8 protein-coding genes and 1 pseudogene are annotated in these 5138 nt (G+C 65.1%); all 9 read left to right on the top strand.

The window, feature by feature from the left end; genetic code table 11:
- Positions 1-27 precede the first annotated feature (27 nt).
- The gene (locus MHM97_RS22590) at positions 28-414 is read left to right on the top strand and encodes a hypothetical protein (protein ID WP_239325881.1); all 387 of its coding nucleotides are present in this window, start codon (positions 28-30) and stop codon (positions 412-414) included.
- A 12-nt stretch (positions 415-426) separates the two neighbouring features.
- Positions 427-1002 (top strand): hypothetical protein, encoded by a 576-nt coding sequence (locus tag MHM97_RS22585; protein WP_239325880.1) that lies wholly within the window; start codon positions 427-429, stop codon positions 1000-1002.
- Complete coding sequence (locus tag MHM97_RS22580; protein WP_239325879.1) at positions 1002-1334, top strand: head-tail adaptor protein; 333 nt, start codon at positions 1002-1004, stop codon at positions 1332-1334. The genes MHM97_RS22585 and MHM97_RS22580 overlap by 1 nt, the downstream gene beginning before the upstream one ends.
- Positions 1334-1807, top strand: a complete 474-nt coding sequence (locus MHM97_RS22575; protein ID WP_239325877.1) for a hypothetical protein — start codon at positions 1334-1336, stop codon at positions 1805-1807. The genes MHM97_RS22580 and MHM97_RS22575 overlap by 1 nt, the downstream gene beginning before the upstream one ends.
- Positions 1804-2166 (top strand): tail completion protein gp17, encoded by a 363-nt coding sequence (gp17, locus tag MHM97_RS22570; protein ID WP_239325875.1) that lies wholly within the window; start codon positions 1804-1806, stop codon positions 2164-2166. The genes MHM97_RS22575 and gp17 overlap by 4 nt, the downstream gene beginning before the upstream one ends.
- Positions 2167-2213: 47 nt before the next feature.
- Positions 2214-2657, top strand: a complete 444-nt coding sequence (locus MHM97_RS22565; protein ID WP_239325873.1) for a hypothetical protein — start codon at positions 2214-2216, stop codon at positions 2655-2657.
- Positions 2658-2660: 3 nt separating this feature from the next.
- Positions 2661-3041: a GTA-gp10 family protein gene (locus MHM97_RS22560; RefSeq protein ID WP_239325871.1), complete on the top strand. Its 381-nt coding sequence runs from the start codon at positions 2661-2663 to the stop codon at positions 3039-3041.
- Positions 3042-3109: 68 nt separating this feature from the next.
- On the top strand, positions 3110-3358 hold the full coding sequence (locus MHM97_RS22555; RefSeq protein ID WP_239325869.1) for a hypothetical protein: 249 nt from the start codon (positions 3110-3112) through the stop codon (positions 3356-3358).
- Positions 3359-5138 (top strand): annotated as a pseudogene (locus tag MHM97_RS22550) (hypothetical protein); the annotation flags it as partial. It abuts the gene before it with no gap.

Here is a 5138-nt window from a genome sequence, read left to right as displayed (position 1 = left end):
TTCCCCTTACAGACAAGGATCTCTGAAATGAGCAAAACCATCGTGAAATTTCTGAAAACCCATGGCCGTTACGTCAAAGGCGACGTGGGAGGTTTTGACCCCGAGACAATCGCCGCCTGGCCGAAGGGCGTTTGCAAGCCCTATGACCCGGATGAAACGCTGGAAATCTCCAGCGTGCAGATCGACACCTCCGAAGCTCAGAAGCTGATCGACGACGCGCGGGCAGAGCTTGAGCAGAAGGCAGCCGCTCTGGACAGCCAGAGGGCCGAACTGGATGCGCGTGAAGAGGCGGTTGCAGCCCGTGAACAGGCGCAGGCCGAACCTGCCGCGACCGAGGAAAACCCAAAGGGTGCATCGAATGATGCGGCCAAGACGTCCGCAGGCACGCCCCCGAAACAGGGCGCAAAGGCGTAAGGAGCGCGGGCAATGCGGGTGATCGAAGAGGGTGAGATTCCGGCGGGCGTGGCGTTGGCGGATTTCAAGCGGTCGGTGCATATCGCCGCTGAGGATCTGGATGATGACGGCGCGCTTGGTCTGGTTCTGGAAGCGGCAGAAGCCACCGTTGCCACCGCCACCGGTCGCCCGCTTACGCCACGCGCGGTTGAGTTCATCGCGACTCGTGGTGCCTGGCGGCGGTGGTGGTTTCCGGTTTTGCCGGTCACGGAGTTGACGGGCCTTGCCATAAGCGATGGCGCAGGGGGGTGGATCGACCAGCCTCTTGAGGGGGCGTGGGTCCAGGAGGCTTATGACGAGCCGCAGCTTGTGATTGGTCCAGATTGGTCAGGGCGTGCCGTGGCCGGGGATCTCTTGCGGGTGCAGGCGACGGTCGGCGGTGCGGATGCCGCCACCCGCGCGCGGTTGCGGCAGGCGATCTTCCTCCTGGCAAAGGAATGGTTTGAGGCTGGTATCGCGGTGGATGGCGAGCAGCCGCCGCAGTTGTCATTTGGTGTGCGGCTCCTGATGAAACAGGCGCGCTATCGGCGTCCGTGCGAGGTGGAATAATGGGCAGGCGTCTTGATCGCCGGGTCACGATCCTGGAGCGGGTTTCGGAAAAAACCGCCACCGGCAACATGCGCACAACGGGCACGGCGGAACTGCTGACAGTATCTGCGAGCTATGAGCCGCTGTCCGATGGTGAGCGCTGGCGCGCCGGTGCGGTGGAGCAGAAGGCGGAGGCGCGGTTTGTGCTGCGGTATTCGGCACGTGCTGCAGCGGTGACTGGCGATAACATTCTGCGCTTTGAGGGTGCGGATTGGGAAATCACCGGCACCAAGGAAATCGGCCGGCGAAAGTGGATCGAGGTGACCGCCTGGAAGATCCGGGAGGGCACCTGATGGCCGTAAAGATGAAGATCGAGGGCGCGGGCGACATTGAACGGGCGCTGGCTGAACTGCCACGCGGCACGGCCAAGGGCGTCATGCGCCGGTCGATGAAGAAGAGCCTCAAACCGGTGGCGCTGATGGCCGAGGGGGTCTCTCCCTTCACCATCGCCGTCACGTCGAAGCTGACCGCGCGGCAGCGGCGTGAGGCGCGCGGGGATCGGGGGCGGAGCAAGGTGGTTCTTTATGTGGGGCCTGTGCAGCCAGACGGCGAGGATGCGCCGCATGCGCATCTTTATGAGTTTGGCACCGGTCCCCGGGTGCAGAGCTCGACCGGACGGGCGACCGGGGCAATGCCCGCGCGACCGTTCCTGCGCCCGGCCTGGGATATGGCACAGCCCGTCATGCTGGCGACCTTGCGGCGTGAGGTCTGGGCCGAGATTGAAAAGGCCGTTGAGCGCGCGCGGCGCAAGGCGGCACGCTCATGAGCATGGAAGAAGATCTCTATGCGGTGCTTGAGCCACTGGCGGCAGGTGTTGTCTGGGGTGGGTTTGGTGATGCAGCGGGGTATCCACGGATCACGCTTCAACGCATTTCCAATCTGACAGACTATTCCCTGAAATCCCGGGCGGATGTGGAAACCGCCCGGGTGCAGGTGAATGTCTATTCCAAGGATGCGGATGAGGTTCTGACGCTTGCACCGCAGATCTCGACCACGCTCACCGACTATCGCGGCGGATCAGTGATCCGCATCAAGGAACTCTCCCGGCGGGACTCTTTTGAGGAGACCGGCGGTGATGTGATCCGGCTGCAAATGCTGGATGTGCAGGTGCGTTACCGCGCCTGATCTGGCCGGGAGACCGGCAACTTCCAAACATTATGAAAGGACAGGCCATGGCAGAGAATGTCATTGCAGGCGATCTGGTGGACATCGAATGGTCCGCCGATGACACCGATGAGAACTATGCAGTCATCAAGGGCTGCAAGACCGTGGGCATTCCGGAGGAGAACCCGGAATACCGCGACCGGACCTCGCTCGACAGCCCCGGGCGCACCCGCGAATACGGCGTCGGCCTCACCGAGGTCAGCGAGCTGACGCTCTCCTGCTTTTATTCGAAAGAGCTGTATGAGCAGGCGCTGGCCTTCAAGACCTCGGGGGTGCCGGTGTTCTTCCGGGTGAAGCTGCCGAAGATCGGCGACCAGGCCAACAGTGGCGACGTCTTCAAATACAAGGCCTTCGTCAATCCCTCGATGCCCTCCGTCGATCAGGACGGCGATCTGATGATGGATCTCAAGCTGCGGCCCACGGGCCTCATCACCTGGACCAAAGGAGCGTAACCCATGATCCCGGCAGCAACTCTGAACGTGGGTGAGACCACCCACAAACTGCGCCTGACCACCGGCGCGCTGATGCGGTTTGAAGAGGACAACGATGGCCAGCCCTTTGACGGGCTGCTGGACAAGCTGATCCAGGGCAGTGGCGGGATCAAACTTCTGGTCTCGGCGCTGGCGGCGGGTCTGGGGGATGGCAAGGGCATTCCCAAGGAAGAGGCGATGGACGTCATTGATGCGGCGGGCGGCGCGCGCCAGGTGGTGCCGTTCATTGCCGAGGCCATTGCCAAGGCTTTCCCGGCACCTGAGGCCAAGGCGGCCAAGGGTGACGGGACCAAGGATGACGGGGCGGCGACAGCGGGAAAGGCCAGCCCCCCGGCGGGGGCGTAGACTGGGCGGCGCTGTTTACGGCGTGGTGTGAGCTGGGGGCGCACCACGCCGATTTCCACGATCTTACCTTGCGCGAATACGACCTGATTACCCGGTCCAAAATCCGGGCGCGGGAGGCGCAGGTGGCGGCGCGGCGGGTGCTGAACCAGGAGCTGGGCGTCCTGGTCAGCCATGCCTTCCACAATCCAAAGAAGATGCCCGATTTTACCAAGGCTGCGGGCCAGACGCACCGCAGCAAGGCCGATGCGACGCAGGATCTCGAACAGCTGCGCGCGCGCCTGATGACCATGCACTTCAACAGCAAACAGGGGGCTTAGATGTCCGCAGTTATTGGCGCGCTGCGCGGCGTGCTTTCAATGGATTCCGCGGCCTTTGAGACCGGGGCCAAACGCGCCAAGGCCACCATGGGCACGGTGGAGCGCCGGATGGAGCGGATGGCGGGGCGGATGGAAGGGGCCGGGCGGCGCATGGCGCTCGGCCTCACCGTTCCGATGGCAACGGCGGCCAGCATTGCGGTGCGCTCCAGCCTGCGGGTGGTGGATGCGCAGGCCAAGATGGCGCAATCGCTGGAGACCACCGTGGCCTCGATGCAGGTGCTGGAGCGCGCCGCAGATCTCTCCGGGGTCTCCATGGGCGAGGTGCAGCAGGCCACGATCCAGCTGACCAAACGGCTGAGCCAGGCGGCGGGCGGCACGGGGGCGGCGGCCAAGGCACTGGACCGGCTGCATCTGAGCGCGGGTGCGCTGCAGGCGCTGCCGCTGGATCAACGGCTGGAGCAGATCCAGGGCGCGCTGGCGGAATATGTGCCGGAGGCGGAGCGCGCGGCGGTGGCCTCGGATCTCTTTGGCAGCCGGGCGGGTCTGATCTTCACCCGGATCGACGGGGCGGCGCTGCGCACGGCGGCGCAGGATGTGAATCGCTTTGGCGTCGCGGTGTCGGAGGTCGATGCGGATCAGATCGAGCTGACCAATGACGCGCTGTCGCGGATGAGCCTTGCCGGGCGGGGCCTCGCCAATCAGGTGACGGTGGCGCTGGCCCCGGCGCTGCAGGGGTTGAGTGACCGGGTGGCAGATGTGGCGGGCTGGTTCAACGATCTCTCCGATGGCACCAAGCGCTTCATCGCCACCGGCGCGCTGATCGCGGGCACGGTCGGCCCGGCGGCGCTGGCGCTGGGTCTGGTGCTGAAGGTCTCGGCGCCGCTGGTGGTGGCGCTGGGGGGCGTGGTCTCGATGGTGGCGCTGGCGCCGCTGCGCTTTGCGGCGGCGGCCAAATCGGCGATTGCGCTGGAAATGGCGCTGGGGGCCACCAGCACCAAGGCGGCGGTGACCAGTCTCGCGATGAAAGGGCTGCAGCGGGGGCTGGTGCTTCTGCGCGGGGCGGTGATTGCCACCGGGATCGGCGCGCTGGTGGTGGGCGCGGGTTATCTGGCGATGAAGTTCCACCAGCTGGTGGTGGCCACCGGCGGCTGGGGCGCGGCGCTGCAGGCGCTGGGGGATCTGGCCAAAGGGATCTGGGAGGGGATCAGGACCAGTGCCTCGGCAATCGGGCCGTCGCTTCAGGCGGTCTGGGCCTCTGTCAAAGCCGGATTTGTGACGATGATCTCCGGGGTGCAGGACACCTGGGCCGGGTTCCTGCATAGGATGACACAGGGCGCACGGGCGGCGGGGCAGGACGGTCTGGCCCGGTCTCTTCATGGCTATGCGGTCGAGGCTGCAAGCGCGGTGCACAGTCTGAACCTCAAGGTGGAGGAGCATCAGGCGGCAGCGGAGGCGGCAAAACAGAAGGCCGAGAACCTCGCCAAACAGGGATGGGGTAAGGCTACAGAAGCCTTGAAGACCCTCACCTTGCAGATGGGCTCTGCCAATGCCGAACTGGATGCGGGGGATGACAGCACCGACGCGCTGAAGACCAGGCTGGATCAGCTCGGCGACACGCTGGACGACGGCAGCGGCGGCGGCGTTGCGGGCGATCTGTCCAAAACCACCGAGGCGGCGGGGGATCTTGGCGCGGAACTGGACGGGCCGCTGTCCTCGGCGGTGGACGGTGTGGCGCGCTCCTTTGGCGATTGGATTGCCGATGGCCTGAGCGACTTTCGCT

The organism is Epibacterium sp. Ofav1-8 (genome assembly GCF_022348185.1).
Classification (GTDB): domain Bacteria; phylum Pseudomonadota; class Alphaproteobacteria; order Rhodobacterales; family Rhodobacteraceae; genus Epibacterium.
Note: the sequence above shows the minus strand (reverse complement) of the source record. Positions and strands in the feature narration are given on the sequence as shown.

Bases quoted from the DNA above. Each gene is read 5' to 3' on its own strand.
- MHM97_RS22560 (WP_239325871.1), top strand. From the start codon at position 2,661: ATGATCCCGGCAGCAACTCTGAACGTGGGTGAGACCACCCACAAACTG.
- gp17 (WP_239325875.1), top strand. From the start codon at position 1,804: ATGAGCATGGAAGAAGATCTCTATGCGGTGCTTGAGCCACTGGCGGCA.
- MHM97_RS22580 (WP_239325879.1), top strand. From the start codon at position 1,002: ATGGGCAGGCGTCTTGATCGCCGGGTCACGATCCTGGAGCGGGTTTCG.
- MHM97_RS22575 (WP_239325877.1), top strand. From the start codon at position 1,334: ATGGCCGTAAAGATGAAGATCGAGGGCGCGGGCGACATTGAACGGGCG.
- MHM97_RS22585 (WP_239325880.1), top strand. From the start codon at position 427: ATGCGGGTGATCGAAGAGGGTGAGATTCCGGCGGGCGTGGCGTTGGCG.
- MHM97_RS22590 (WP_239325881.1), top strand. From the start codon at position 28: ATGAGCAAAACCATCGTGAAATTTCTGAAAACCCATGGCCGTTACGTC.
- MHM97_RS22565 (WP_239325873.1), top strand. From the start codon at position 2,214: ATGGCAGAGAATGTCATTGCAGGCGATCTGGTGGACATCGAATGGTCC.